This window comes from Haloglomus litoreum, from assembly GCF_029338515.1.
Classification (GTDB): Archaea; Halobacteriota; Halobacteria; order Halobacteriales; family Haloarculaceae; genus Haloglomus; species Haloglomus litoreum.
This window is the reverse complement of record NZ_CP119988.1, coordinates 1,278,498-1,304,435: the sequence shown is the minus strand read 5'-3', so window position 1 is coordinate 1,304,435 and position 25,938 is coordinate 1,278,498. Positions and strand designations below refer to the sequence as shown.

The 25,938-nt window shown below is 60.2% G+C and carries 28 protein-coding genes; 8 read left to right on the top strand and 20 right to left on the bottom strand.

Translation table 11 applies throughout. From position 1 onward, the window contains the following. The first annotated feature begins 46 nt into the window (after window positions 1-46). The 3 genes from P2T62_RS06435 to P2T62_RS06425 all read left to right on the top strand — a co-directional run bounded on the left by P2T62_RS06435 (window position 47) and on the right by P2T62_RS06425 (window position 2,451). A complete protein-coding gene (locus tag P2T62_RS06435) occupies window positions 47-607 on the top strand; it encodes a hypothetical protein (protein WP_276260572.1) in 561 nt (186 codons plus the stop codon). Window positions 608-843: 236 nt separating this feature from the next. After that, entirely contained in the window at window positions 844-1,764 is a 921-nt protein-coding gene (locus P2T62_RS06430; RefSeq protein WP_276260571.1) for a restriction endonuclease, read from the top strand. Window positions 1,765-2,076: 312 nt separating this feature from the next. Continuing rightward, the gene (locus P2T62_RS06425; RefSeq protein WP_276260570.1) at window positions 2,077-2,451 is read left to right on the top strand and encodes a hypothetical protein; all 375 of its coding nucleotides are present in this window, start codon (window positions 2,077-2,079) and stop codon (window positions 2,449-2,451) included. Between the two features lie 325 nt (window positions 2,452-2,776). On the opposite strand, the gene P2T62_RS06420 is transcribed toward P2T62_RS06425, so the two are convergent. From P2T62_RS06420 to P2T62_RS06370, 11 genes are all read right to left on the bottom strand, one after another. After that, window positions 2,777-3,817 (bottom strand): restriction endonuclease, encoded by a 1,041-nt coding sequence (locus tag P2T62_RS06420; RefSeq protein WP_276260569.1) that lies wholly within the window; start codon window positions 3,815-3,817, stop codon window positions 2,777-2,779. A gap of 248 nt (window positions 3,818-4,065) precedes the next feature. Next, complete coding sequence (locus tag P2T62_RS06415; protein ID WP_276260568.1) at window positions 4,066-4,305, bottom strand: DUF7386 family protein; 240 nt, start codon at window positions 4,303-4,305, stop codon at window positions 4,066-4,068. 294 nt (window positions 4,306-4,599) lie between these two features. Continuing rightward, a complete protein-coding gene (locus P2T62_RS06410) occupies window positions 4,600-10,233 on the bottom strand; it encodes an FtsK/SpoIIIE domain-containing protein (protein WP_276260567.1) in 5,634 nt (1,877 codons plus the stop codon). Next, window positions 10,217-11,647, bottom strand: coding sequence for a DNA phosphorothioation-dependent restriction protein DptG (dptG, locus tag P2T62_RS06405; protein ID WP_276260566.1), 1,431 nt, complete (start codon window positions 11,645-11,647; stop codon window positions 10,217-10,219). The genes P2T62_RS06410 and dptG overlap by 17 nt, the downstream gene beginning before the upstream one ends. Before the next feature lie 2 nt (window positions 11,648-11,649). Beyond that, window positions 11,650-13,770, bottom strand: coding sequence for a DNA phosphorothioation-dependent restriction protein DptF (gene dptF / locus P2T62_RS06400; protein ID WP_276260565.1), 2,121 nt, complete (start codon window positions 13,768-13,770; stop codon window positions 11,650-11,652). A 411-nt stretch (window positions 13,771-14,181) separates the two neighbouring features. Next, entirely contained in the window at window positions 14,182-15,813 is a 1,632-nt protein-coding gene (locus P2T62_RS06395; RefSeq protein ID WP_276260564.1) for a DUF7845 domain-containing protein, read from the bottom strand. Further along, entirely contained in the window at window positions 15,813-16,481 is a 669-nt protein-coding gene (locus tag P2T62_RS06390) for a hypothetical protein (protein ID WP_276260563.1), read from the bottom strand. Before P2T62_RS06390 ends, P2T62_RS06395 begins: the two co-directional genes overlap by 1 nt. Further along, entirely contained in the window at window positions 16,474-17,319 is an 846-nt protein-coding gene (locus P2T62_RS06385; RefSeq protein WP_276260562.1) for a DNA adenine methylase, read from the bottom strand. Before P2T62_RS06385 ends, P2T62_RS06390 begins: the two co-directional genes overlap by 8 nt. Continuing rightward, complete coding sequence (locus P2T62_RS06380; protein WP_276260561.1) at window positions 17,319-18,194, bottom strand: hypothetical protein; 876 nt, start codon at window positions 18,192-18,194, stop codon at window positions 17,319-17,321. Before P2T62_RS06380 ends, P2T62_RS06385 begins: the two co-directional genes overlap by 1 nt. Next, on the bottom strand, window positions 18,194-18,634 hold the full coding sequence (locus P2T62_RS06375) for a hypothetical protein (protein ID WP_276260560.1): 441 nt from the start codon (window positions 18,632-18,634) through the stop codon (window positions 18,194-18,196). Before P2T62_RS06375 ends, P2T62_RS06380 begins: the two co-directional genes overlap by 1 nt. Next, window positions 18,634-18,861, bottom strand: coding sequence for a hypothetical protein (locus P2T62_RS06370; RefSeq protein ID WP_276260559.1), 228 nt, complete (start codon window positions 18,859-18,861; stop codon window positions 18,634-18,636). The genes P2T62_RS06375 and P2T62_RS06370 overlap by 1 nt, the downstream gene beginning before the upstream one ends. 158 nt (window positions 18,862-19,019) lie before the next feature. Here P2T62_RS06370 and P2T62_RS06365 point away from each other — a divergent pair, with 158 nt between their 5' ends. Beyond that, the gene (locus P2T62_RS06365; RefSeq protein ID WP_276260649.1) at window positions 19,020-20,267 is read left to right on the top strand and encodes a tyrosine-type recombinase/integrase; all 1,248 of its coding nucleotides are present in this window, start codon (window positions 19,020-19,022) and stop codon (window positions 20,265-20,267) included. 5 nt (window positions 20,268-20,272) lie between these two features. On the opposite strand, the gene P2T62_RS06360 is transcribed toward P2T62_RS06365, so the two are convergent. The 7 genes from P2T62_RS06360 to P2T62_RS06330 form a co-directional block, all read right to left on the bottom strand. Then, on the bottom strand, window positions 20,273-20,485 hold the full coding sequence (locus P2T62_RS06360; protein WP_276260648.1) for a hypothetical protein: 213 nt from the start codon (window positions 20,483-20,485) through the stop codon (window positions 20,273-20,275). Next, entirely contained in the window at window positions 20,482-21,087 is a 606-nt protein-coding gene (locus P2T62_RS06355) for a J domain-containing protein (protein ID WP_276260647.1), read from the bottom strand. Before P2T62_RS06355 ends, P2T62_RS06360 begins: the two co-directional genes overlap by 4 nt. Beyond that, complete coding sequence (locus P2T62_RS06350) at window positions 21,087-21,344, bottom strand: hypothetical protein (RefSeq protein ID WP_276260646.1); 258 nt, start codon at window positions 21,342-21,344, stop codon at window positions 21,087-21,089. Before P2T62_RS06350 ends, P2T62_RS06355 begins: the two co-directional genes overlap by 1 nt. A gap of 115 nt (window positions 21,345-21,459) precedes the next feature. Then, on the bottom strand, window positions 21,460-21,732 hold the full coding sequence (locus P2T62_RS06345) for a hypothetical protein (protein ID WP_276260645.1): 273 nt from the start codon (window positions 21,730-21,732) through the stop codon (window positions 21,460-21,462). Continuing rightward, the gene (locus tag P2T62_RS06340; protein WP_276260644.1) at window positions 21,729-22,172 is read right to left on the bottom strand and encodes a hypothetical protein; all 444 of its coding nucleotides are present in this window, start codon (window positions 22,170-22,172) and stop codon (window positions 21,729-21,731) included. Before P2T62_RS06340 ends, P2T62_RS06345 begins: the two co-directional genes overlap by 4 nt. Then, window positions 22,169-22,399, bottom strand: coding sequence for a hypothetical protein (locus P2T62_RS06335; protein ID WP_276260643.1), 231 nt, complete (start codon window positions 22,397-22,399; stop codon window positions 22,169-22,171). Before P2T62_RS06335 ends, P2T62_RS06340 begins: the two co-directional genes overlap by 4 nt. A 91-nt stretch (window positions 22,400-22,490) precedes the next feature. Continuing rightward, on the bottom strand, window positions 22,491-22,763 hold the full coding sequence (locus tag P2T62_RS06330) for a hypothetical protein (protein WP_276260642.1): 273 nt from the start codon (window positions 22,761-22,763) through the stop codon (window positions 22,491-22,493). A 356-nt stretch (window positions 22,764-23,119) separates the two neighbouring features. On the opposite strand from P2T62_RS06330, the gene P2T62_RS06325 reads away from it, so the two are divergent. Further along, window positions 23,120-23,368, top strand: coding sequence for a helix-turn-helix domain-containing protein (locus tag P2T62_RS06325; RefSeq protein WP_276260641.1), 249 nt, complete (start codon window positions 23,120-23,122; stop codon window positions 23,366-23,368). Here the strand turns inward: P2T62_RS06325 and P2T62_RS06320 are convergent. Beyond that, window positions 23,347-23,580, bottom strand: a complete 234-nt coding sequence (locus P2T62_RS06320) for a hypothetical protein (RefSeq protein WP_276260640.1) — start codon at window positions 23,578-23,580, stop codon at window positions 23,347-23,349. The genes P2T62_RS06325 and P2T62_RS06320 overlap by 22 nt on opposite strands. A 156-nt stretch (window positions 23,581-23,736) precedes the next feature. On the opposite strand from P2T62_RS06320, the gene P2T62_RS06315 reads away from it, so the two are divergent. Genes P2T62_RS06315 through P2T62_RS06305 form a run of 3 tightly spaced genes read left to right on the top strand, consistent with a single transcriptional unit; the run spans window position 23,737 to window position 24,325 of the window. Further along, window positions 23,737-24,003 carry a hypothetical protein gene (locus tag P2T62_RS06315; RefSeq protein ID WP_276260639.1) on the top strand — a complete coding sequence of 89 codons (267 nt, stop codon included), beginning with the start codon at window positions 23,737-23,739 and terminating at the stop codon, window positions 24,001-24,003. Continuing rightward, window positions 24,000-24,122 (top strand): hypothetical protein, encoded by a 123-nt coding sequence (locus P2T62_RS06310; RefSeq protein ID WP_276260638.1) that lies wholly within the window; start codon window positions 24,000-24,002, stop codon window positions 24,120-24,122. Before P2T62_RS06315 ends, P2T62_RS06310 begins: the two co-directional genes overlap by 4 nt. Further along, window positions 24,119-24,325: a hypothetical protein gene (locus P2T62_RS06305; RefSeq protein ID WP_276260637.1), complete on the top strand. Its 207-nt coding sequence runs from the start codon at window positions 24,119-24,121 to the stop codon at window positions 24,323-24,325. Before P2T62_RS06310 ends, P2T62_RS06305 begins: the two co-directional genes overlap by 4 nt. A gap of 737 nt (window positions 24,326-25,062) precedes the next feature. On the opposite strand, the gene P2T62_RS06300 is transcribed toward P2T62_RS06305, so the two are convergent. Beyond that, window positions 25,063-25,566 (bottom strand): hypothetical protein, encoded by a 504-nt coding sequence (locus P2T62_RS06300; RefSeq protein ID WP_276260636.1) that lies wholly within the window; start codon window positions 25,564-25,566, stop codon window positions 25,063-25,065. Window positions 25,567-25,938: the final 372 nt, after the last annotated feature.

Genomic DNA, 25,938 nt, shown 5'->3' with positions numbered 1-25,938 from the left:
CACACCTACTGACAAGGCCCCGTCTCCCCGACGGCCGCCGACCGGCGTGGCTACCACTGCGGCTCACCGGAGGCACATCCTCGCGAAGACAAAGAACACAAATGGACGCGTTCGAATCGCCTCACCCATGACCAGCGGCGCGCGCGAGGAACCGCCCTACGAGGTGATCGACTACCTGGAGGCGAATGGCCCAGCCCCAGGGTCGGCCCTGCCGACCGAGGTAGCGGCTCGCCATCGTGCGGTCGGCGTCCACTCGTTCACGATTCGGGGGGCGAGAAATGGCGCTGGTGCGAGCTTCGGGAAACAGGTCGTTGTCGTCTATCACCTCGAAGAGCACCCACCGGCCGACGTCATCGACGCCTTCCTCGAAGCGAACGAGCACCTCATCGAGCACGGGACCCCGAATGGGCTGGTCCGACGATTCGGCGGCCACGGGCCGGCGTGGCGCGATGCTGCTCGAACCGTACTCGAAGAGGAATACGGGATGTCGACCGGCGATTCAGGCCCCGACTCGCGAGGCTCGCCACAGAAGGTGAAATGCCCTCGGTGCGAGGAGTTCATCGACGATCTCGGTTCGCACCTCCGAGATGAGTGTGAGGGAGAGTGAGCGACTCGTCGGAGCAGCGTCCACTGCCGATTGCCCTCGAATTGGATGTGCGAGGCTCTGTCGAAATCCTCAATCGGTGATAGGTTCTGACTGCTGTGCCGCATACAGGGCGCATATCGTTCGTTCAAGCGATTGTCCAAAGTTCTGTATTCATGCCATCTTGTGGCATGAAATGTCAACCGACATTGACAATTCCGAGAATATATTTATACCTGGGAAAATAGACAAATAGTCAGATGGACCGGAGTGAGATTGAGAAATTTCTTGATCAAATAGATCCCTCATCTTTTGAGGATTTAATTGGGGACCTTTGGGAAGAATTGGACTATGAGACTACAGTAAAGCCGGAATCTAGAGACAAGGGCATCGATGTCGTGGCCAGACGAGATACACCATTTGACGAGAAAGTACTGATACAAGCCAAGGCAAATAGTGAGGAGAACAAAATCGATAGTGGACAGGTTAGAAAATACCGAACACTGTATCAACAGGAGGACGACGTAGACCGTGTCGTAATAGTTACAACGAGTACGGCTACATCACCAGCAAAAGAATTGGCTAATGATCTTGATGTTGATATAATAAATCGTCAAAAACTTATTGACTTGATTCTGGACGCGGATCTCGATTTAAAACCACAACTGGCTAGTAGTGAAGAAAAGGTCCCGAGCGAGCAAGTCAAACGACTAGTTGAGTCAGCCGAGAAGGGTGTCTGGAATCCAGACAACAATAGCACCAGCTCTAGTGGCGGTCGGAGCTGGTCTGAAAGGTCAATTGATACGAACGAACCATGTTCTCATTGTCATGATGGGCAGATCGGCTGGGACAGCAACACTCGAATTGGGAAATGTAGTTCATGCAATCATGAATACAAATTCAGAAATGGTCGGTGGGTGCCAATTGAACTAGCTGGAGAAGAATGGCAAGCTGCTGGTAGTCCAGAAAGTGAAATTGAGGTGGCTAATGAGTCTGAAGACAATGTTTTAGATGTTCTGGCGGGGCTTGCTATCATATCCCTTCTACTTTCTAGCATCCATTCATTCATATCGTGGTCGTTCCATTCCTATCAGATATGGTTGGTTCTGTTGTATATAATATCAATATCTGCTAACGAACTTCTGATTAAAGCCCAAAACATAATCGGAGAAAGGATCTAACAACAAAATGCCCGTCTTGATGTCTCCGACAGTTGCTGCCACTACTTGTGGTGTTCGTTCGGCTAATCACCTGCTGGCTACAACCTCTGTATCGGCCACGCCGATTTTGTCAGCCTGTGAGGGTCTCGACGGCGTCCGGCTCGCGGCCGCCCTGTTCGGCGTTGTCGCCGTCGCGGTACTGACACGGCGCCATGCCACTGCGCTGGGGAGTCCGTGAGGAGCCTTCCGAGACCTCCACTCGGGACGGGCGTCGAAACCGCCGCGGTAGAAGCGTTCAATCTGTGGCAGCGTCCTCGTACCTCCTGAATATCCATGGTCTGGAACCTCCTCACCCTCATCGTCGCCTATCTTATCGCGTGCGCTGGGGCCTACGCGCTCCACGAAGCTGCCCACTACGTCGTCCACGCGCGATATGCCGAGACAGTCTCGCTCAGTATCGAGTGGCCGGCGCCCTCCGTGACCGCCACGTACGGCCTCGACGGCTCGCCGACCGTGGCGCGACTGGGCTCGGTCGCCCCCACGGTCGTCTTCGCGCCGCTCGTGGGGCTGGGCATCTACCTCTACATGACCTTCTACCCGATTCCGACCCTCTCGCCGACGGTCTGGACGATGGTCGCGGTGCCGCTGCTCATCCTTGTCTACCCGACGGCCGACGACCGGCACGAGTACTGGTACGGCTCGCAGTAGCGGCTCTGTGCTGTCTTCGCTGACCGGGCCACTGAGGATGTGCGTTTCTGGTGAGGGAAACGTACGTTCTAGAACCTGGAGCCCGGTGGTGTTTATATGCCGCACCCCAGCACGCCACGGGGCCAGATGGATACGAACATTCTGTGGCTGAAGCCGGAGCAGGTCGAGATATGCGGGACGCGCCCTACGAGTCTCTCGATGGGCTGCGGGACGGTGCCTTCCCCACGCTGCTGTGCGACACTGGCCTTCGGCGCCGTGCTTTCGCTGCTCGACAGCGACATGCTCGACTTCGTCGACGAGCTGCTCCGCATTCGCATCAACGAATCTACCTATCTCGAAATTCTGACTCCACAATTACGGTCCCGATTTCCACGGCTTCGACTCCGCTTTCGATGCACTCCCAGCGGTCCTTCCGGAGAAGTTTCGAATTCCGTTCCCAAACAGAGCTACACGTCTCACATTTGGCGATGTAATCATAGTTCTCGGCCGAGTCACTCAACCAAATACAATCAGTCTCCCCACAGATCGGACACTTGGTCAGTGTGCTATTCTGAATTGGGGCAACGATGTTCCCGTCAGAACCCATTGAGTAACGATTTTCATCGAACGGAGAAGGCTGTCGGACCATCCAATCAACACCTTCATTTTTTGCTCGCAACCACTCACGGCGACAGTCGAAGCACTTCCTGATTTGCGTCCAGCCTTCGTCATTCAGTAATTCGAACCCGTAGACCTCATTTCTGCGACAATTCGTGCACTCCCTATGGCCCTCTGCCTCGGGAATCCCCGGTCCCACACTGGCTGATATATTCTCTTTTTCAGCCATCTTGTTGACGAAGTCGATCGCCTTATCCGCATTTCGAGTGGTCCCCAACTGCTGGTATACTTCCGTGTGCTCGCGAATATCCACTGATAGCCAATCGGGTAGAGTGTCCTGAGTGGAAGGGGTGTCCATAGAATCGACATTGAACCCATCCAGTTCGGAGAGTAACCGATGTAGATCGTCGCGGTTGACCAGTCGAACCTCTAAATCACTCGCCAGCTCCTGCGCTTGCGAGGTGAACCACCCTGTGGTTACAATCACGACGCTGTCCACATCCTCTTCCTGTTGATACAACGTCGCGTACTTTCGGACCTCTTCGCTACCCACCTTGTTATCCTCGCTCCATGCCTTCGCTTGAATCAGGACTTTCTGTGACGTGGGCGTTTCGCGCTGGGCGACTACGTCAATCCCTCGATCGTTAGAGTCACTCGTTATGGATGTCGTCCAGTCATCTTTTTCCCAGATTTTGGCTACAAGCGCCTCGAATTCGTACGCATCAATCTCGTCTAGGTAGGCATCGATTTCTGCAGACGATTCCTCCATGTTGACACAACGATGTTGCATCACAATAAGCCGGCCGCCGAATTCTCCAAGTGTACTCAAAGCGACGCCCGTTCCTTCTCTTCCAAGTATCTAGATAAATCGATAGGGACGGAGAAGTGGATGCGGGCCTAGGTTCAACCCAAGATTCTCGCTTCCACCGGAAATCTGCTCGCGCTTGATTCCCTGGGTAATTTGCCTATTCAGGCCGGTCTGCGTGGATCCGGTCTGGTTTTCGAGAAGAGGTCTGCTTAGTCCACGCGGACTTGGGGGTACTGAGTGAGCCGAACCTCGTCGGTACTCAGGCGCTCGGCGAGTGCCGGCGAGACCTCGCGCTTGACAGTTTCGAGATTCTCGACGGACTGGACGGCGTGTCGGAGCGCGGCGTCGATCACCTCCGCGTCGGAGTCACAGTTGAGCGCCCCCTTCGCCTGGTCGAGCAGCTTCTCTCGGTCGTCAGTCGCACGGAGCGCGATACGGTCACGTGCCATACAAAAGGGGTTGTGAACACGGCTCCTAGAAACTACCGCTCAACCGGGGGTAACCCACCCATCGCGATTCTCGCGAGAAACTCGAACCCCCATCTGCTTATCAACTAGGCCTCGCCTCGGGACCGACACCGCTCCGATTTCGCCCGGCACCCTCCGATTGTGAACACAATCTGCAGGGGTCACGAGTACCCGATGTGAACACATCGGGAGTATCGCCGTGGAGCTGTAACATCTCGGGCGCAACTGGTGGGGGTCGCGCCACAGTCTAAGCGAGTAATGGAATCAGAAGCGGACCTACTCTTCCGAGTCGGTGTAGGCTTTCCGAATAGCGATCGCGTCTTTCGGACTGAGACGATATCCCTGCAGACGGAGCTTCCCATCTTGTGTCAGCACGATCATATCACCAGCCCCTTGCAAGTCTTCAGCACCTGGCTCATCCAAGATAACCCGCGAGTCAGTGTTGGACGGGAGACGGAAGCTGATCCGGCAGGGGAAGTTGGCCTTGATTTTACCCGAGACGATATCGGCAGAGGGTCGCTGCGTAGCAAGGAAGATCACGAACCCGTGGGCACGACCGACCTGCGCGAGTCGCGTTACCGCCTCCTCGAACGCATCGTCATTATCATCGAGAGACATGATGAGATCGGCATACTCGTCAATGATGATTACGTGATAGGGCATCGGCTCATGGCCCATCTCCTCAGCATACTCGTTCAATTCGCTCACAGAAGCAAACCCACTCTCTTGGAGCCGCTGTTTGCGTTCTGGGAGTTCTGTATTCAGCAGCTCAATCAGATGGTCGGTGCAGGCGTCGGGCGTGTCGAGATACGTGCCCCGCTCCACATGCGGGAGGTCGGCGAAGCGGCCGAAATCAACCCCTTTGGGGTCCAGAATACTCATTTTGAGGTCATCAGGTGAGTGCGTGATTGCGAAGTTGGCGACGATCGTGCTCAAGAAATTCGACTTCCCGGACCCCGTCGCCCCCCCGACAAGGGCATGTTTCTCCTGGAGCATCGAAAGGGCGTGATGCTGATTGTCTACGTCAACGCCCAGCGGTATCGTCACCGGCTCGGCAAGCTCTGACCGGAGTGCCTCAATCCCGTCACGAAGGAAGACAGTCGTCGGCTCTGAATGAGGGATCTCCAGACGGACAGCCCCCTTCGAAGGATTGGGTGAGCCCACAATATCACCTTCAGCCTGGATATGAACGCTGAGCGAATTGAGCTTCTGCATGATCCCCTCCACCGTCTGCCCCTCCTTGGGATGGACGTTGACGCCGATCTTGCGCGGTCCGATGGAAATACTCGATGGGTTTGGCGGATGGATCCGGACTCCGAGTGACTCGAACTCGCGTTTGAGGTCCTGAACGAGTTTGCTCCGGTCGATATCTGCTTCCGGTTCCTCACTTTGTTCCATCTCGGCCAGGATGCTGTCGGCATCTGTGCCGGCCCTCGGGAGTACCTCAGCTTCCTCGCTCGAGGTAGAAGAGGCATCCTGGCCCGTATCCGAAGTTGGCTGGGGCTCCGGGTCAGCTGTCGATGAAGCCTCTGTTGGCGTGACGTTGTCTCCGGGTTCGTCGGTCGACTGAGCGGATCCTGATTTCCCGTTATCAGGCGGTTCTGATGTCGCCTCTACCGCATCGTCTGCTGCGGAAGTGGACGTCTCATCGGGGTCACCCGATTGATCCTGGCTGCTTGATCCGGAGTCAGTTGTTCGTCCACCCCCATTCTGAGCAGGATCAGATGGGCCAGTGGCCATGCCCTGGGCCCCAGTCTGCTCAGCTGTCTCAATTGATCCGTCCGGCGCCTCATTGGTACCCGAATGACTGCTATGGTCGGTCGAAGGGGGGGCTGCTGTCTCCTCAGAAGCGGTGGATGTGGTAGCCGATGCTTCTGTGTCCGTGCTTGGCGTTGCTGTCTCCCCTTCCTGTACTTCTGTTGGAGCAGGGAGATCGAGGCTGAGCTGATCCGGATTCAGATCAGGCAAGACATCCGCTACCGACCCCTCCCCAAGCAGGTTGAGCGTTTTCAGCGGTGCATTGATAGTGCGGACCTCATGGCTAAGATCGACATCACAGGCAAGTGTATCGGACCGCACCCGAATGACCTCGCCGATATGCCCAGTCGCATCCGTGAGGAACTCAACAGCAAAATCGCCCTCCATTAGGGCTGTTTCGTTCCTTTCGATGGTCGAAGCTTCGGCTTCTTCAAGCACATCGTAACTCTCCATTCTTCTGGCGACATCTAGCACAGTCTTGCCGAATTCAGAGTACAGGAGCTGGGCATCGCTGTAATCGATATCGGGATGGAAGATCGAGCGCAGCTCCGAAATCGCTCCTTCGACCTGCTCGCGGCCTTTTTTGAGGCTCGAGGTGCCGCCCTTCGTCTCGACGATCCAGAGCTGAATGGAGTTGCCGTCCAGATTATCTGGGACGCCAACCATGCAGATGTCATCACTCGCAGCACCGCTCTCGGTATACTGCAATAGGCCGTCAGTGCCGTCTCTGGTTGCACGGTCATGGCGTGAGAGCTCATTGAGACTGAGCGGCACCCAGGTATAGCCCTCCGAATTTTCGTCGAGAAGCTGTTTGCTAAGTGCAAGCCCGCCAACGAAGCCAGCCTTCTCGATTACGCCCTTGTCGTCGCTTTGCTGGAGGTCGAGCGCCAGCTCACCATCGACAGCGATCAGCATCGAGAGGACAGTACTTGCATCGAGATATCCGGCGAGATCAGCTTCATCGAGCGCCCGCTTCAGAGCCGTCAAGTACGGGTTCTGCTTGGTCGTCGACGTGATAACATCGTAGTTCGGCGACGAGGTGTCATATTGATCATTGTAGTGGATCATGACCATCCCGCCGCCAGCCCCGATCTCACTATCGGATTCGATATAGAATTCAAGGCCGACGTTTGGCTGCACGTGGACGACCCAGAGCGAATCATCCCAGAGCTTCCCGAGGTCGGCCCGATGGGCAGATTTGATCGTCTTCTTGAGCGTATGGTCCGGGAGGTAGTTGTTGTTCAAGCGCCCGGCTTCCAGGGTGTTAGCGACTCTTGCAACGGATTCAACCAGAGACTCATCGTCGCCATGACCACCAAATCCGACGGAGTAAACTGTCCCAGAGGCGCCAGACTGGACGTCAATCGATTCCCGTGGCAGTAACCCATCAAGTAGCATTCCGGACGGCAGATCACCGAGTTCAGTAATGCCCGCATCCTCGGTTAGCAGCCCCCGGAAGAGCGTAATATGGGCTTCTTTGTGGTTTGCCTCGCTGTACTCGCCCTCACGAACATACATCAGATTCGACCGTAGTAGATCGACAACCTCGTCATTTTTCTGCTCGAGTTGGATTCGGAGCCGCGATTGGGCACTATCGCCGAAGAACCGGTCTAAGGATTCACCTTCCGCTGGACCACCATAGATCCGGAGCAAGATCTGCGGGGGCTCGAATCGGCTCTTTTCCACCCGCTTGTAGAACTCGTACAGCCCCTTGATCACCGGGCGCAGATCCCCCATATTGACCAGATTGATGACGAAGTTACGTCCCTCATGCAGCTCAAACAGAAGCGGGAACGAGTGCATGAACGTATCCAGCTTGTCACGGACTACTCGTTCCATATACTGTGGGGTAACTGAGCCGGGCGACTCAATCGGTGAGTATACCGTCCACAGCGGGTTTTCCTCATAGAGCAAGCCACGGAGCAGCTCCTTATCCGCCCCATCTGAGACCATGTACGGAAGCAGACCGGTCGGATTGAATCGAGTAAGGAACCGCTCGGAGCGGAATCCACCAACAGCCCCGTTTGCGACCAGTGTGTCATCACGCCAGGCGGCAATCCGGTAGCCGTATGCCAACATCACCGGATGGAACGGGGTGAGCCAAATCCGGTTGCTGACAGTCGACCGGATCGTTCCGAGCCCTCGAATCGAGGTGTAGTCGCTGAAGTCGGGGGTGTCACCGATCTCATCGATCGACGCCTCGTACGCGGTGAGGACATCGTCGACGAGCCGCTTCGTTTCTTCGTCCCAGGGGTCTGTCGACGGCGTCCGATTCCGGTCGTCGAAGTGCTCGAGAAGTCTCGCATACGCCCGCTGTAATTCCGGGAACTCCTCGAGTGCAGTCCCGTCGGCAACACGTCCCGCCTGAAGCTCCTCGGAATCGATAACCCGGTGCTGGACCTCGCGGCTCCGGATGATCTCCTCTTCTGTTTGGATAATCTCTAAAGGCGCCTCCTCGATTCGGATGCCTTCCTCAGTGGGAGTGTAGATCTCTCCTCGATTAGTGTCGATAGAGATCGACTCAGGGAGCTGGAGTGCCTCACCTGCCCAGCGGTCTGGCTCGGCAATGCCCGCTAACATTAGCGGGAAGATCATCTCCTCAGTATCTGCTGTGGAAACCTCCGTCAGGAAGGTAATCCGAATCGGGATTTCATCCGGTGGAGCGACGAGTATGCTGACTCGTTCGACCGTATCAGGCGCCGATGGATTGATGACTAGGTACCCAGTGAACTCGACTGATCGTTCATCACCGTCGGCCACCGTCACTTCGGTCTGTTCCTCTGAGAAATCGAAGTCAAGCCGCTGTGGCGGCTGGAGCGTGATTTCCTCATCCCCATGGCGAATGAGGGTCTCTGCCTCGACGTCGACATCGAACGGAGTGTCCTTTGTCGCCTCAAATATCCACGAGGGCACAACTGCGACGTCGAACTCATGCGTCGGCGTGCCGCGTGTTGTCTGGTTGCCGACATATAGCAGCAGCCGCCCGTAGAATGGCCGATCACTCGCAAGCCCTTCAAGCCGAGCAGTGAGGCGGTTTTCGCGTTTACTCAGAGTCGCCAGATCAGACTCATTACCATCGCTGTCGAGAAACTCATAGGGGACATCGTCCAGATCGGCAGAGAACTCTGCTGTCAGCCGGACTTCGCCATCGTCTGCAATCGCAACGATGGCTCGACGAACACCGCTTTCGTCTACGGGACTGTAGATCCGAGTGTCTGCAGCATCGACCTCTAGTGTCCGGAATTGTCGACTCGTCCGCTTGATCTCATGCTTGGCAGCCCTCGTGTGCGACGTGTCCTTCCACGATGCCCGGTCCAAAACACCTCGGACAAAGCCCTCTTCGTATTGTGAGTCCAGCTTTGACGCTGTATCGGTACCAGTCCGGTGCGCCCGACGAAGCTGCCGGGCATGCGTCTGATTGTCGGCGAGGAATTCTGCAGCTGAGTCTGTGAGGTCCTCTTCAGGAGTTGTCTGATCGAACCAGTCCGACTCAATGTAATCCTCGCGGATGAACCCTGGTAACTCTCCGATCAGCTCAGGGAGACGGTCTGCATCCTCCTCATCGATTGCGAGCCGAATTTCGCAGAGAGTGTCCAGTACTTCTACGTCTTCGCTGTACAGTGAATCAGACGAGAGTACCTTGTTAAGCGCCTTGAGAAGCGCTTTCCCCTGCTCTGAGCTGCAAGTCTCCGGATCCAATACGCTTTCGCGGAACGAGGTGAGGTTCAGAGAGCCCTCTTCGCCAAAAAGACTCTCAGAAGCCTCGAGCGTGTCCAGAGTCGCATCAGACTCCAGTACCATGAGCATGGCAAACGGTGTGTCCGTTTGCGCGGAGTCCGAGACCAAATTCCGCATCCGAGTTGCGAAGCCCTGGGTAATGACGTGTGCTGGAGAGTCTGCAGGCGCTTCGGGTACTACTCGTGCCAGGAATAGCGGCACCCCGTCTTCGACAGTCAGGGTCGGCAGCGTAGCCGACGACCCAGGGATTTCGCGCGGCTCAGCTGCAGCAAGTTTCTGAAGACTGTCGGCGAAGACGTCCGCAGTCGCCGGGTCATGAAATTCAGCCAGCAGTTTCTGGCCGGCCTGCGGCGGGTTTTCAGCTAATCGTTCCTGCAACCATTCGGCTAACTGCGTTTCAAATTGCCCTGACATAAACTGAACCTCCGCTGTCACTCTGTCGGTCGATGAGCCCCATCTCGTCTAGTTCCTCGAGCGCAACATTCTGCGACTGTGAGTCGAGGTAGATGCCCCGTTGCCGCAAGTAGTCGAGGAACTGTTCGTAGTGCTTGTCGTCCTGTCCCGAGGCGAATAGTCGAGCGAAAAACCGTAGCGCACTCCGATTAAGACGAAGTGTTGGCCCAACCTTCCGCTGTGTTCTGTAGTACCGGCGATCTTGGCCTTCGCCCAGCTGTCGAATCACATTGACACCCATGCTGATGGGCGTCTGATTCGATTTCGAGCGGGATTCGTAATACCGACGAACGGCATGAACCAACCGGACAGCTGCTGTCGGGAGGTCCATCGTCCCGGAATCCTCGAAGTTTGCGAAAGTAGCGATTTCAGCGGCGCACTGCTGTTGTTGTGTCTCCGAGAGTTCCTCCACGGCTTCGGAGAGAGTATAGACAGGCTGCTCAGCAGAGGTCTGTGACTCCGGGATAGCGTCATTGATTAGACGTAGAGCAGCCAGACGTCCCCACGAGTCATAGACGAACCGCTCAAGCCCCTGGTCGTCGCGTTCCCGCCACTCCTTGGAGAATCGGCGATCATGAGTCGCCCGCTCGTCCCATAGTCCGAAGTAGATCTCTCTAATTCTCGGTTCGAATGTTTCCAACTCTCCATCGGCAGCTGCCTGGAATTCTGCTCGGAGATTGATTGAGAGCTGAAGATAGTACATCATGAAGTGGAAACAAAACAGATCCTTGGTCGACTGGAGCCAGTTCGTTGGGGAGTCGTACTCGTCATCCAACCAGACTCGAAGATCCTCCTGAAATCGGGTCGCGCAAGATGCTACGTATGGCTTGATCGGATCCGGATCCGCCTGTTGGCTGGCAGTGCCAGGCTGAAGTTCGTGTGCAGCATCAATGAAGATCTGCTCGAACAGATTCGAGGCCTCCATTTCCTCTAAACGAGTGACAAAGGAGTCATGCAGTGACGTGTTGAGGGCCACCGGATCCGTCTCCGTCATCAACATCCGGTACCATTTCCCCCAGTTGCGCGTCTCCTTGGGCTTGATTGCCTTCGCTATAGAAGGGTGGAAAGGCAGAACGTACCGTTTAGCCTTCTTGCCTCGTGCGCCGCGTTCGCCAGTGGTAGTATATGACGCCTCAAACACCTCCCAAATTTGCTCTGCTGTCGCTTCATCTGGCACGGCCTCATGTGCCTCCATCGCCTCTCTGAGTTCATCGAGATCTTCAGTCGAAGGGGAGGCCCCGAGTACGCCAGCTAGAATCTCCGAGAAAATCGACTCCCTGAGAGTCGCTGCTGGGGATGTGGGGAAAAACGCCTCCTCAAGGACCCGATTGACCGAGTCCTTGAAATCCGGTGTCGAATCTTGTTCCAGTGACATACTTACAGCTCACCTGAACGAACCTGAATCGTTTCGAACGCGTCGCGCTCGAGCCGGAGGACCGTCTCATCTGACTTATTCTCAATACGGACCGTATCTTTCTTGTCAGTGAATTCGGACAGCCGGGATTGGATAAGTCGGATGCCCTCCGAGCGCTCCAGATCACGCGAATTGGGTCTGTATCCTCGGCTGATTCGTTTCATCAGCAAGTACAATCCGAATGTGATCGGGACGGGGATCTCGAGCGTCTCTCCCCCTGGCTGAAGCACAATCCAAAGCTGCCCGGGTATCGTCTCCGTCTGGGTTTGAGACTTCGAGGCTTCAAGACTGGGCGTTGGTTTCTCCCACTTCGAGAGGAATTTGTAATCTCCCTGAACTCCGTCCACGAATTCGATCCAGTCATCGGTCTCGTCGGATCGTCCAGTCCACCCCTTGAGCGCCTTCGTCACGGTCGTGACGGCACTGCTGGCGTCTTGTTTGTACGGGTCGCCAGATCTGTCCTGCGGAGGATCAAAGAATGTGAGGGCGCCAGTGAATTCCTGAAACCACGACCAGTCCCGCGCCGTACGGACGTTTGATTCACCAGAGACGTATTCTTTCCTCAGGGCGGTTCTGGCACGAGCTTCGAGCGGCTTGCCTTCCAGTGCTGGGGTATCATCAAGCGCCTGATTCAGGGCACTCGGGCCGGCTCCCCAGCTAAGGATCTCTTCATCAGTCGCCTTCTCAGCCTGGGCTGCCGGATCAAGCAGCCCACGGTTTCCGTCCTCGTGGGTGCCAAGACGTTCGAATAGCGCGTTCCAGATTACAACATCCGGATCGAATTGTCGGCCGTAGTTCGCCGACCGGCCGACAGGGCATTCATTATCGGTATCAGGCACCGGCTGCATCGATTCTGGGACAATAATCTTAGAAACGAGATCCAGAATCATCCGCGGGTTCAGATAGATATTGTTGATCAGACCAGTTGCAGCGATGAGTTCGACCACTTCTTCTCTGATCTCTGGATCCGTGAACTGGCGAGCATTATAGTGGAGAGGGCAGTGATCAACGGCGGGACAGCGGTCGTTAGCTTGCTGGTAGGCGTGGTAGAACGGGCTCGCGGGGTCATCAAAGGCGAATTTCTCCACAATCTTCGACAGGAGCCCCTTGCCGAGTTCGTCAGGGGCGGTCGAGTACGTCGACCTGTGGCCAAGGTTCAGGACAGTTACCTGATCAGTCTCGTATCGGGGTTCATTTCGACAGGCATCAATCGCCTCCCAGACTTGGCCGTATTCAGATTTGTATCCCTGCCGTTCGAAGAAATCGATTGCAAGTCCCAGATTGATCGCGAGCCCGGTTCGCGGCCCAGCTTCTTGATCGAGACATTTCGAAACCGCGTCGAGAAAGTCAGCAAGGGTATCGTCGTACGTCTGATGCTTCCCACGGGACGCGGTTGCGTCCATGTGGATATGCTCCGGTTCCAGATCAACGTCGGTCGACTGTGCCTCTTTGAAAGCTCGTGAGAGCAGCGCGCTCTTCCCATCACCTGCGCTGCCAGTGATCACGAGATGTTTCCCGTCTCTCGCGTAGTTTTCGACAAAGAACTCTCGGAGGAGGTCGTCTTCAGCCGTCTCTATATACAGCTCCTTTCGAAGCTCGTTTTTGTCAATGTGCCCGCCGACAATCGCCCCCGCTTCCCCCATCTGGCATGACCGGAGAAGCTCATACAGTGACTTCGTCTCCAGCTCGGAGGGTTCGTCTGAAGAGGGTGGAGCCTTCGTCTCGTTCTGTGGCTTCTGCGTCGGCCCGCCGCTCGTTTCGGTTGCAGTCGGCGTTTTAGCCTCGTCTGTCTCTGATTGCTCTCTTGTTGATGTCGCGGTTTGCGTTGGCTGCTCAGCAGTGTGCTCGACAGCATCGGCAGACAGCCGATACTCATTATCTGGTGTTACTTCGAGAGCGTCCTCCTTGATCAGCGTCTGAACTGCTGATTTGAGTTGACTACCATAGGCATCAACGTCAGGATAGGCATCCTCCAACGCTGGGAGCCCGACGTTATGCACATCGACTTGTGACACCGTCTCTGTGTTGGTGCGCTGGCAGTAGTCCAAGAGCGCATTGAACACCACCTCCTCCCGTCGGTCCATCTTCTGGGTGCTGGCAACGAGTCACAATAAAACCACAACCCGATCGCCCTCACATGGTTTTTGATCAGATATTGCTGAGATCGGAGGTCAGAAGGCCCCTTACCCAGGTTTCGATCTGATGTCCAGGCTTACAGTAATAGCACAGAACAGAGCTAGACTGCAGTAGTAGAAGACAGCCGAAGTTTGCTGAGCGGTGCGGGGTATGGTTTCCAGCCAGTGCCCTTAGGCACACTCCCTAAGGGGGTTTTCCCGCCCGGCGGGAACAGCCCCGACCGAGCAGCGCGGCTACAGGGTGGTGAAAAGCGGGGTGGGGGGGTTGGGGGGATGCACCTGAACAGGTGCAATTGGGCGAATGAGTAGTCAGTATTTAAATGAAATGGCCAAAGACGCAGCGTTGCCACTACCGAGCCGTCACTCAGCGAGGAACTTCCCGGCCTTCGAGGTCATCGACTGACCGCGGTTCTTCCAGTCGACGAGCATGTTGCGGAACGCCGCGGCGTCGTGGCCGTCCTGGACCCAGGCCGAGTAGCCCTCGAGCAGTGCCTGTGAGACGGTGGGGTAGTGGTCGGCCTGCAGGTCCGAGAGCACGGTGTCGATCCGAACCCGGACCCGGCCCTCGTGGTTCCGCTGCAGGACCTCGACGGCGTACTCGTTGAGCCACTCCTGGAAGGCGCTCGACTCGGCGCGGCGCTCGTCCATCGCGACCAGCTGGGCCGCCCGACTCGTCGCATTCCGAATGTGGTGCTCGGCGGACTCGACGATGGCCTTGACCCGCTCGGCGAGCTTCCGGGAGCCGAACCGAATCTCGCCGCCGTCGCTCTCGAGGATGCCACCCATCCGCTCGAGCGCGCGATACAACGTCGAGATCGACCGCCCGGCGCCGTCGGCCAGCTGGCGGTAGTCCTGCCCCTCACCACGTGCGACGAGCTGCTCGAGGAGGTCGGCGTCGGCGTCGGTCATCGACCGGAGCGCCGTCACCACCAGCGCCTCCTGCTCGGCCTCGATCTGGGGCGTCGGGTCGTCGTACAGCCGGACATCGCCATCGGTCGCCTGGGGCGTGAAATGGTCGTCGGCGATGAACGTCGTCGCATCCGGCTTCACCGGGATCCCCGACCAGCGCAGCGTGTTGAGGATGAGCTCCTCGAGCTCGTCCCGCAGGGCATCCCGCTCGCCCCACGACCACGCCGACCCGTCGAGCGACTTCCGGGCGAGCGCCCCGACCTTCGGATGGTACAGCGGATCCTCGGCGGCGCCTTCATCCTCGGAGTCCCGGACGTGCTTCGGATGGTAGTGCTTGAGCTGCTTCCCGGCGGTGTGCCCATCGATGAGTCGCTGGGCATCGCCTCGAGGCAGAATGAGCCGGTGGTTGTACCCGACGACGTCCTCGTTGTCGATCTTGAGCTCGGCCTTCGACCCGCGCTCGTCGGCACAGAGCATCAGCAGCCGCCGCATGATGCCGTCGTTCGAGATGTACTTCTTCGCCATCCCGCGGCGGACCCGGACGTAGCGCTCGTACTCGTAGATGCTCGACCACTCGTGCAGCGCCGAGAAGTAGTGCGGGCTCACATCCATCCCAGCCTCGTCGGCAAGCCTCTGGACGAACTCCCACAGCAGCCCGGGGTACGCGTCGGGCTCCAGATTCGACCCCTGGGCGTGCACGGCGACGCCCTCGTCCGGCCCGTCGTCGTGGTCGAACGGCGTGGAGACCTGTTTCCCGCTCTCGTAGGCCTCGAGCCCGCTCCACCGGGGCTTGACCTCGAACGTGACCTTGCGGCGGTTGTGCTCGCCGGCGCCGCGGGCTTTGATTTGCCACTCCTTGAGCGGCTCGTCGACGGGATCCTCCTCGCGGGGTGCGAGCCCGCCGTCGGTGTCGGTCATCATGACCTCCCAGGTCTCCCCGTCGACGGGGACCTCCACGTTCCCGGCGTAGCCACCCAGCCCCTCGATGAGGAGCTTGCCGAGCAGCCAGTACGGGTCGGCACCGTGCTCGGTGTAGACGAGGTGACCCTTCACTTCGTGCGGCGCCGTCTCGACCAGCGCCATCAGCCACCACCCTCGGGCGCGGCGCGCTCGATCACCGCCCCGTCCGCATCGACCCGCGCGACGTAATCCGCACACGCACGACACCAGAGGACGCGCTCGCCGGCGGCTGCGTCGATCGCGTAGTCCGCGTCGGGGGCGTGCGCACACAGGCTGGGCCATGAATCGCTGCTCGCCGGCGTCGTACCGCCATCGGTGGCAGCCGACTGACGGGCTGCGCTCGTGTCCGACGTGTTCAGCGACGGACTGGCGGCCGTCTCGCCGGTCGTTGAATCGTCACCTTCGAGCGCAGCCTTCTGGCGATTGAGCGCGCCGATGACGGCCTGCCGCGGGCACTCGGGCCGCTCAAGTGCGAGCTCCGCCTCGAGGTACCGCTGGACCTGTTCGACGGTCCGGAGCCCGCGGATGCGTTGCTGGAGCTTCTGCTTTGGCGGCATGGCCTCGGGCTCGTCGACGTAGGCCCCGCGCTCGAGCGAGACGTCCAGGAAGCGCGCGGGCTCGTCTCGAGCCGTCGCGAGGTCCTCGGTGCCCCCACCGTAGTCCGCACACAGGTCGGCGCCACACTCGGAACAGCGATACACGAAGTCCGAAACCCCGTCGCAGACCGGGCAGGGCGTCTCGGCATTCCCCTCGCGGTCGCTGGTGAACCGCGGCTCGCGCCAGTCACGCATCAGGCGACACCTCCGTCAGGGTCTGCTGGCTGGCGTCGACGAACGTGGGCGCGTACTCGGGGTCGAAGTTACAGAGTAGCCGCTCGGTGACTTCCTTCGTGCGGCCGTCGTCCTTCCCGCTGTCGTGGTTGTATTCGCGGGTGACTTCCTCCCAGTCCGTGTACAGGTCCTCGGGCCGGTCGGTATACGAGACCAGCCCGTACCCCTCGATATCCGTCAGTGCCTCCGCGAGCCCCGCGTGTTCGAAGCCATCGACACGGTAGGTGCGCTCCTTGTCGAGATACGGCGGGTCACAGTAGAAGACCGTACTCGGGGAATCGTACCGCTCGATGACGGCTCGGAAGGAGTTGTGCTGAATCGAGACGCCCTGCAGCCGCTCGCAGGTCGCCTCGATGTGCTCGGGGACGTTCGCCCACGCTGAGGCCTCGCTCGAGAGCGTCGCAATCGAATCCCGCTTGAAGCCCCGCGGGCTGTTGTACTTCCCACCGAACTGGCTGTACCGCAGGAAGAGGAACCGGCCCGCTCGTGCGATCGGGTCGTCGGGCCGCTCGCCCTCGTAGAAGTCCTGGACATACTCGGCGTGGAGCTCTTCGCTGAACGGCGTCCGGCGGGCCCACTGGATGAGCTCCTCGGGCCGGTCGCGGGCGACCTCGAAGAACTGGACGAGGTCCCGGTCCAGGTCGTTGTAGACCTCGATCGCACTCCGGGGCTTGTTCAGCAGGACCGCCGCGCTGCCGCCGAAGGGCTCGACGTACGTGGTGTGGTTGGGCAGGTGGTCGGTCACCCAGTCGACGAGCCGCGTCTTCCCGCCGACATACGGGAACGCACTCAGCGCCATCACGCCTCACCCCCGGCCAGGCCCTCCAGCGTCCCGTCCGGCAACTCCAGCAGCGGTGCGACCGTCGCGACGACCTGGATATGCTCATCGAATCCCCAGGCCAGCAGGGGATGCGAGTCATCCCAGTACCAGTACTGGCGGGCCCGCTTGCCGGTCGGGACGAGGTCGAGCAACTCGCCGATGGGCTCGTGCTGGTAGGCGGCCAGCGCGGGCTCGCTGGCACTGCCGTCGATATCCGTCTCGACCAGCTGCTCGTCATCGCTGTCCCAGATACCGAGCCGAGCGCCGCGACCATCGGTGACGAGAACAGCACGCGTGACCGCCTCGGCTGCCTGCTCAGCCTGGGTCCGCTGGTACCCGAGATCGTACACCGAGACGATCGCCCGCTCGCTGGCCTCGCCGGCGATACGAGCGAAGTCGGCACGCTGGCCGTCAGTTCGTGCCACTGCCGGCATCGTGCCGCCGTACTGTGAGTCGGTCGTTCGGACCGAGAGAGCCTCGTCGCCGAATTCCAGGCGGGTGCTGACACCCTCCTGGTCGGTGGTGCGGCGCCGGGCCATCGAGGCGAGCGTGCCGAGGTCCTCGCCCTCGACCGCGACGGTGCCGACGCGGCCACTGGTCGGCACGCCACACCGGTGCTCCGGGACGTGAATCAGGCAGGCGAGGTAGTTGCCCGCGTTCGAGGCGTACGCCGAGAGGCCGTGCTCACTCCACCCGATGTGAATCGCCTCGCTGTGGCTATCGAACCGCTGGCCCAGGTCGGCGAGATGGCGGAGCAGTCGGCGGGGCGCGGTGACCTCGCCGACTGGGGCACCGCCCGGGAACAGCTCGGTGAGGCTGGTGCCGAACCCCTCGCGAGACGGACGCTCGGGCATCAGGTGTCACCTCCGTCGAGGTCGTACTGCTCGGCGAGCAGCCGCGCCAGCACCTCGGCCTCCGCACCCGCGACGGGGTCGCCGGCCCCGCCGAAGGCGCCGGCGAACGCGCGGGTACAGGCCCACTGGCTCGCGCGAGGCCGATACCCGGCGCCGTCGTAGTGGGCCTCGTAGTCCTGATACCAGGTCCGCGAAACATCGCGGTCGACGTACAGCACGCGGATGAGCCCGCGGTCCCCATCGAGCCCGCGGAACCGGCCCCGGACCATGAGCACGGCGTAGCCGACGTGCTCGGTCGCGTTCCGGTCGGCGCGGTCGAAACGAGGAGCGCGCCAGCTGGCGGGCAGGGTCCGGGGCTCGGTTGCGGCCCGGAAATCCGCATCGTCGGGGAAGTACGTCGCGAGGACGGCGCCGTCGGGCGTGGCGTCGGTCGCCGCCATCAGTCCGCACCCCCGTCTTCAGCCGGGCGGTGGAGTCGGTTGCCGGCGGTGCCCCGCGCCCGGATGACGGGGTCGCCCTCGCCGGGCCCGTCCTCGGGGAAGCACCGCTGGCACGGCGGATGGAAGGCGAGCAGGCCGCCGGTCGCGGTCTCACGCGACCAGTTCGAGCCGGTCCGGTTGCACGCCGGCTGTGGGCCATCGGGGCCGCGCTGGCGCTCGGCGCTCACGCGGCACCACCCCTATTACTGTTCGCGTGGTCACCAACAGCTGTGGCTGGTGGCCTTTTGTACAAGGGATGTGGACAAAATCTTCCAAGCCGGTAGGGGGCTACCAACCTGTTGTCCACATCCCTACTTATAATATACATGAACCCGGGGGTGTGTACATGGCCGATCCTCGGGAGACTATCGACGTGCTCCGCGACCGCATCGAGACCAGCGATGACCTCAGCGATACCGACCGAGAGGCCCTGCTCGCGTTCTCCGACCAGCTGTTCCTGCTCAAGTCCGAGTACTCGGACTATCGCCACGAGAAGCTCCTCCGCCACTGCACCATCATGGGCGAGGAGGTCGGCGACATCGCCGCCGCGCGCGAGGACCGCGCCCAGGCCGAGACCATCGTCCGCTGGATCAACTCCACCTACGACAACGAGGAGACCAACCGGGACTACCGGCTGGCCCTGCGGGCGTTCGGCAAGCGAACGGTCGGTGACGGCGAGGTCCCCGACGCGCTGGATTGGGTTCCCTCGAGCACGAGTTCGACCTACGACCCGGCGCCCGAACCCAGCCAGATGCTCCACTGGGAGGCCGATATCGTCCCGATGCTCGAGGCCTGTTCGAATCCGCGTGACCGGGCCATCATCGCTGTCGCGTGGGACGCCGGCTGCCGGAGTGGGGAGTTTCGCGACCTCGACGTCGGGGACGTGACCGACCACCGGCACGGGCTCCAGATCACCGTGCAGGGCAAGAACGGCCAGCGGACGGTCACGCTCATCCCGTCGGTCCCCTACCTCCAGCAGTGGCTCACCGAACACCCCAGCGGGGCGGCCACGGACCCGCTCTGGTCGAAGCTCTCGGCGGCCGAGGCCATGAGCTACAACAACTTCACGAAGATCCTCCGGCGGGCGGCCGACCGCGCGGACGTCAACAAGCCCGTCACGCTGACGAACTTCCGCAAGAGCAGCGCCTCCTATCTCGCCTCGAAGGGCGTCAACCAGGCCACGCTCGAGGACCATCACGGCTGGTCGCGGGGCAGTGACGCGGCCTCCCGATACATCGCCGTCTTCGGGGATGCCGCCGACGATGCGCTGGCCGAAGCGCATGGCCTCGAAATCGAACGCGAAGACGAGACCGACGAGAAGGCCGTCACCTGCCCGCGCTGTGACAAGCAGACCCCGAGCCACGAGGAGTTCTGTGTCTGGTGTGGGCAGGCGACCGACCCCGGCGCGGCCGATACGATGCGGGAGCGTGAGGAGGATCTCCGAACTGCGGTGATGCGGCTCATCCGCGATGACCCTGCCGTCCTCGATACCGTCGAGAACGCCCAGGACCTCCTGACCGTCCTCGACGAACGCCCCGAGCTCGCCGACGACGCGAAGCGGTTCCGCGACGCGCTGCAGGAGTTCGAGTCCTGAGCGGGTCACGGCAGCTCACCCCGCTGGAGCGCATCGAGTTCACGTTTCACCTCCTCGATATCGCGCTCGGTGCCGTAGTGGTTCAGCAGGGCAAAGGCATACGCTCGGACGTCAAGCGTCGAGCCGTGATGGAGGATCTGTGCGAGCTCTTCTTTGTTCCGGCGGACGTACTCGTGGCCGGTCTCGTCGGATCGCTTCTGGAGTGAGGTCTGTGTCATGGCTGGGAGTCCTCGAGGAGCTGCTCTTCGGCGCTGACGATACGCTGGAATGCCTCGGTGGAACCGCCGTTGTCGGGGTGGGTTTCTTTCTTCTTCGCGCGGGCGGCCGCCTCGATGACGGCCGCCGGGGCGTCGGGGGCGACCCCGAGCACTTCGTGGGGCGGCGGGCCCGTGGCGACCGCCTCGTCGGGCCCGGGCAGGGCCTGGGTCTCGAATTCCGAACCCACCGTCTGGACGCCGTACCGGTCCAGCGCGCGTTTCGCGTCGAGGTACTTCGCGATGGCCCGGGCGTTATCCCGGAGGTTGTCCCACCGGTCACACGGGAACGCGACGCCCTGGCCGTCCAGGTCACAGTAGACCACGACGCCGGGGTCCGCGGGGTCCCGGTCGGCGTACGGCCGGTGGGGGTGCGCCTGGGTGTGTGGCGCGGCGGTCTCGATGCGGATGTTGACCGCGCCCATCAGCTCGAGCTCGGCGAGGATTCCGTCGAACGCCTCGGCCCGGGAGACTCGGAACCCGTGGGGGTACGGCTCGCGGTCGGCGGGCGGCGTGCGTTCGAATCCCGGCGGCCACTCCAGGCTGGACTGGGTGGTGTCCCCCATCACCGAACCACCCCCTCGTCGATGGCGTCCCACTCGAGGACGCCGACCTCTGCGAGATGCTCGACGATCTGGCGGCGGGCATGGCGGTCATCGAACGTCTCGCCGCACGAGCAGCGATAGTGCTGCCGGCCGAACCGCTCGTCCCAGTCGAGGGCCGTGCCATCCGCGGCGATAGACTGGAGGATGGCCTCCCCGTGTGGCGCCGCAGTGATGCGGTGTGCATCGGGGACGGCGTGGGTGTCGGCGTCGCCGCCCATCACCACGCACCCCCGAGCGTCCGCACGGTGATGACCGCGACCATGGCGATGCCGGCCATGAACGCCAGTATCGAGACACCGGCCGCAGTGGCCAGCAGGAAGGCCAGCAGGGTGCTCATCGCTCGCCCTCCACGCGCTCGCGACCGTCGGCCGTGATGCGGCGGTACCCGTCCGTCTCGGGGACGAGCTCGGTCAGGCCGAGCGCGTCGAGGACGGCCAGCCGGCGCTTCAGCGTCCGCTCGGTGCAGGACAGCGCCGTGTCGGCGGTCACGTTATGATACAGGACCTTCGGCGGCAGCGCCAGGTCGACACGCGCGAGGTAGGCCAGCAGCTGCTCGTCGCGCTCGGTGACGCGGCGCCGGACGCCGTCGATGGTCCGGGCGCTCATCGCTGGGCCTCCGTGCCCGCGAGGTCGGCCAGGTGCTCGCGGAAGCACCGCTGGCTACAGAACGCGTCGGGGCGGTAGTGGTCGCTGGCCTCGACGGCGAGTTGCCAGATCACCAGGTCGTTCGTCTCGTGGTGGGCGCCAGGCGCGGCCGCGGGGTCGCCACAGTGCGTACACGCCCACTCGTTCGGGCCCGGCAGTGTCGAGAGATGCCGCTGGATGACATCCTCGAACGATTCGTCCTCGAGGGCCGCCCACTCGAGGCGCTCCCAGGTCTCGCTGGTGACCCGGACGTGGTTGCCGTTGGCGGTCTTCAGGTGCTCGGCGATGCGCACGAAGGCCCCCGCGTAGCGGGCCGGCAACTCAGGGTCCTCAGTCGCTTCGTCGGCGTAGTGCTCGGCCGTCTCCAGTGCCTCGTTGAAGGCTGCCAGCGGGTCGATCATCGCTGACCACCCCCGCGGACGGCCTCGCGGCGCTCGATGGCGTAGTCATGGCCCGGGTGCGTGGGGTCGTGCTGGTACTGGTCGTGGAGGTTCTCGATGACCCCGAAATCGTCCGTCCAGCCGGTGTAGTGGGGCAGGTCGGCCACGTACCAGCGCAGCCGGTACTCGGTATCCGCGGTCGGTTCGGCGTCGGTACGTTCTTCCGTCGTGTTGGCTAGGGTTTCCATGGTTCTCTTGCTAGGGAACCGTGGTCCGGACCGGAGCGCGCCGGGTTTTGGACAGATTGGGCGCGCTCCAGTGGGACCACGGGTGGTTGGCTCACAGTGCGTCAGTGTCGTGACCGACAGCCACGCGCTCGCGGTAGGCTTCGCGGGCCCGGTCGAACGCGCCCGCCGAGATGTACGTCTCGATGACGCTCACGTCGCCCTCGCTCAGCAGCTGCTGGTCTTTCGCTCGCTTGAGCTCGGCCAGCAGCTCGTGCTGGGCCTCTTCGAGGGACTGCTCGGCGGCCCGGTACTCCCGCTCGGCCGCGACGGCATCCGCCGCCACGTCCAGGAACGGGTGGACACGGTCAGGGTGGCGCTGTGCCATACCAGTTGGATGCGCGGGTGGGGTGGTAAGGCTCGGTGCGCGGTGTTGGAAGTGACCGAAGTTTCGCTCAGATGCCGATTTCGGACGTGAGCGAATTGCTACCCCGGATACCTTTCCAACACGGACCCTTTCCGAAAGTGGGCCTGCAGGCGGGCGCCGATGGTCGTGCCGGCGCGCGGTGACTGTGGTCATGGGTGGTCAAGCGGCGTGGCCCCGCCGGGGGTGCCCGCTGGTGAGCAACGTCCGGTGGGTCGGCCGCTTCGACTCTGACGTAAGCGGCAACCCACTTAACCTTTGGTACAAGCAAGAAGAATATCATGGGCGGGATATTTTAGCGCCAGTCTTCAAATACGGGTGTGACAAGGGGACCAGAACCAGAGATCACGGATATCGATATTCTCCGGCACTTCGTCGTGTCCCCGGATCCTGCATTCGTCGCCTCAGAGATTGCTGAAGAGCTAGATGTTACGACTGAAGGCGCACGCCACCAGATGAATAATCTGGTCGACAGAGGGCTTCTATCGAGAAAGAAGCCCGGACAGCGGACTGTGATTTACTGGGTCACCTCTGCTGGGAGAGAGTATTACGCCGAAAACGTATCCTGATTCTGGGGGAGCCACCAGATAACGGTCCTCGGGCTCGGTTTCTTCGAACAGACCATATCCTCACGCTCCAGCTGGTTCAAGCGGTTCCTCACTCCCTCAGTACTCATCTCGACCATCCCGGCAACTTCGCTGGTAGTGTAGGCAGGCTCTCCTTCCTCGTCCATCGCCGAGATTATCTCTTCATCTTTGACGGTCCTTTTTCCCTGTCCCATAGAGCGCCCTAATGTTTGCAATTGCAAAAAGTTTATGCGGCTCGCGCTGTGTCTACCGGATAGGAACAGACGCCTCTTGCGGGGGAATTTAGACGAAACGCCGGATTCCCCGCCGCGTCCCAGCGCGACGAGGCCGACGTTCCGAACAATACAGCAATGGCAACTCGACTCTTCAGCGACAAAGTCGTTGCGGGGCGTCCGAAGTGGCTCTGTATCCAGGGCCGCCCGGACGCCGAGGGCGCATGGCATCATCTGAACACCGCGACCGGTGAGATCGTCGTGGTTCGGGACGACCGCATCGAGCACCGGGAGAACCTGAATCAGCGGAGCGTCGCCGAGTGGAAGGCGTACGTGGCCGCACGCCGGGGCTGGACCGAGTCTGAGCCGACGGCGGCCGATGCGCTCGTGGAGGGGAGCGCATGAGCGCCGATGCGATGGCGCGGTGCCTGGGCTGTGGCGCCGAATTCGAGAGCGTGCGCGAACTCCGACGCGGCGAGAGGCACGCCGAGGGCTGCGAGGAGCCCGGCGAGGTGTTCGCATGAGCGAGCTCGAGCCCGAACCGGATTGGCAGTTCGTCCGAGCGCGGGTCCGGAAGGCGAGCCGGCTCACGCGGCATCCTGAAGCGCGTGACGAGCTGCGAGCCGTGTTGGGTGAGCTGGCGCCGGACCTCGGGGCACCCATCGAGCAGTGTCCAGCCTGTGGTGTGCTGGGGACGCGGGAGCGACTGCGGGAGCATAGCTGCTGAGACTGACTGAGCTGGTCACTGCGGCTGTTTCGATTGATGCAACGTATTCCGGCCCCACTGCCGACTATACAGCTACTAGTGTATCCGGGAGAGTTTCTCGTCAGCGTTCCCGTGGCCCCTTCTAACAACTAATCCTGCAACACACCTCAGAATCACTCTGTGTCGGGACTGTTGTGTTCAGTACCCCCATCTCGGTCACTTGACGGCCCATCAAGATCCAGTCCTTCGGAACCTGCCTGGTCTCTCGATGGGGAATCTGGGGAATCCGTATCTTCATCTACTGGAACTGTGTCTGGACGAGAGCTTCCATCATGCTCAGGTGGATTAAAATCGATTGGTGGCCACGTCAACTCAAATGAAATCGGCGATTGAACGGTTGTATAATCAAATATCAGGGCCCAACCTAGACATAGGATCCCGATAATGAACAGTGCCGAATTGAATATAGTCAATTGCCATAGCGTGGTTGGATTTCTCGAGAGGAGAGAGTGAGTGAGAAGAAATGAGAGAGAACCCATGATAGTGCTAACGACGAATGCTGCTCCAGCAAATGTTGAGTACTTCGCGGAACGCTTCAGTACTTCGTCATAGTTCTTGTTCTCTACCTTTACATTATCGACATTTGGGTCTAAGAGACTGGAAAACGAATTATTTCTCAGGGAAACACAGATTCCCAGTAGCACTGCAGAAATCGAAGCTGCAGTCAGGAAGAATGACCCGTAATTCAGCATCCGTAATCAGACGATATTCAGAGTAGCCATCCCATCCCACAGAGCCTCGCAGTCTTCAGGCGTGAGGTCTAGATGAGATTTTTCCTCTTCAAGCAGATAGTCGATTAAGATGTCGTGGGGCAAATCCTCGTTGTTCTCCGAAAGCCAGTGTAGCGAGGCAGCTGCCTCAAGCTTCTCCACATCGTCTTTTATCGGATCCAGGAACTGGAGTACCTCCTGGAATCGTCCTTCAATCTCCTCATCAGAGAATTTCGTCGGCGAGACATCTTCATACATCTCTTCCAGCCGGTACCCGACTCTTGCAAGTTCGGGGGAGTAGGGGCCATGGACGTACCAGTTATACTCATACCCCAGGTCGATACCAGCGGCTTGGATGAGGTAGATGGTCTTCTGGAATTTCTTTCGACCTTCTAATGACCTGTTGGAGAACTCACCGACTCGTTTGATGATGCCTCCGATGTAGTGCGCTTCCTCATCGAGGCCATTATCCTCATTTACGTGGATTGACATTCCCCTGGTGGCCGGTTCTGGACACCTCATGTCCGGACGGTGGCCAGCCGTCTTGATTGCCTGACTCCCGATTACCTGTCACCCAGTCTGGAGCGGGTAAATAGGTTCGGGATTTGCTCGTATATGTCTTCTGGCATCGTCCAATCTTATCGGACGAATCCGTACGTTAACTCACTTGTCACGGCTTCGCATAAGTACATGCGGACTAAATCCTGGTAAGTAGTGGGTAAGTGCGGTGAAAGTAAAGCGTCAGACATAACGGTGACAAAGGACGTCTCGAGTGCTGAAACTACCCGCAGATATCGGTACAGGGCCTTGGATACGGTGGGGGTAGCATACCAGTCCGGCGATGGTTCTAGGCGGGCCGAGATG